Annotated in this window: 1 protein-coding gene; it reads right to left on the minus strand. The window is 66.8% G+C overall.

Going from position 1 to position 1318, the window contains the following annotated elements:
- Nucleotides 1–20: 20 nt before the first annotated feature.
- On the minus strand, nt 21–1318 hold a 1298-nt coding region (locus ABW22_RS15105; protein WP_059758703.1), incomplete at its 5' end, for an FAD-binding protein.

A 1318-nucleotide genomic window follows, 5' to 3' on the forward strand; every position in this document is an offset into this window, starting at 1 on the left:
CTCGCAATGACAGGCGAACATCAATACACCCGCTCCTTCGGCTTGATCGACTCCACCGTCAGCGGCTTCAACCGCACCGGCTTGGCATCCACCTGATCCCCCGCCCGCGAATACAGCGTGTGCTTCAGCCAGTGCTCATCGTCGCGCGCAGGAAAATCCTCTCGCGTGTGTGCGCCGCGGCTCTCGGTGCGGTGGATCGCCGACACCAGCGTCGCGCGCGCCACGCCCATCAGGTTCTCAAGTTCCAGCGCCTCGATGCGCGCGGTGTTGAACACGCGGCTGGTGTCCTGCAAACCGGCGTGCGCAAGGCGCGCTTCCAGTGCGTTCAGTTTCTCCAGCCCTTCGCGCAACACCGCGTCGGTACGGAACACGCCAGCATGGGCCTGCATCATGCGCCGGAGATCGTAGGTAATGGCTGCCACGCGTTCGCTGCCGGGCTGCTCCCAGCGCGCGAGCCGCGCCAGGCTGGCTTCGGCCACATGCTCCGGCAGCGGACGCGGATAGGGATTGTCGCGCAGGGTTTCCTGCATGTGGCGGCCGGCGGCACGGCCGAACACGATCAGGTCGAGCAGCGAATTTCCGCCCAGGCGATTGGCGCCGTGAACCGAGACGCAGGCGCATTCGCCAACGGCATACAACCCTGGCACCGGCTCCTCGGGGCCGAAGCGCGCGGGAGCGACCACCTGACCGTGCAGGTTGGTGGGGATGCCGCCCATCATGTAGTGCGCGGTAGGGGCGACCGGGATCGGCGCCTGGGCCGGATCGACGCCGGCGAAGCGGATCGATAGTTCGCGGATGCCGGGGAGCTTTTCGGCGATGAGCTTCTCGCCCAGGTGGTCGAGCTTGAGATCGACGTAGTCTGCGCGTGGCCCGCAGCCGCGTCCTTCGGCAATTTCGATGGCAATCGCGCGTGCCACCACGTCGCGCCCGGCCAGATCCTTGGCGTGCGGCGCGTAGCGTTCCATGAAGCGCTCGCCGTTCTTGTTCAAGAGATACCCGCCCTCGCCGCGCACGCCTTCGGTGATGAGGCAGCCGACGCCGGCGATGCCGGTGGGATGGAATTGCCAGAATTCCATGTCCTGCAGCGGCAGCCCGGCGCGCAGCACCATGCCGAGGCCGTCACCAGTGTTGATCATGGCGTTGCTGCTGTTGCCGAACACGCGCCCTGCCCCGCCGGTGGCGAGCAGCGTCGTGCGCGCCTCGATCAGGAGCGGCTCGCCGGTTTCGATGCTCATGGCGGTGACGCCGAGGCAGTAATCGTCGTCATCGCACAGCAGGGCGAGCGCGAAGTATTCGTCGAAGAACTGCGTGCGGTGGG

Origin of the sequence: Thiobacillus denitrificans, assembly GCF_001530125.1 — a bacterium.
Classification (GTDB): Bacteria; Pseudomonadota; Gammaproteobacteria; order Burkholderiales; family Thiobacillaceae; genus Thiobacillus; species Thiobacillus denitrificans_C.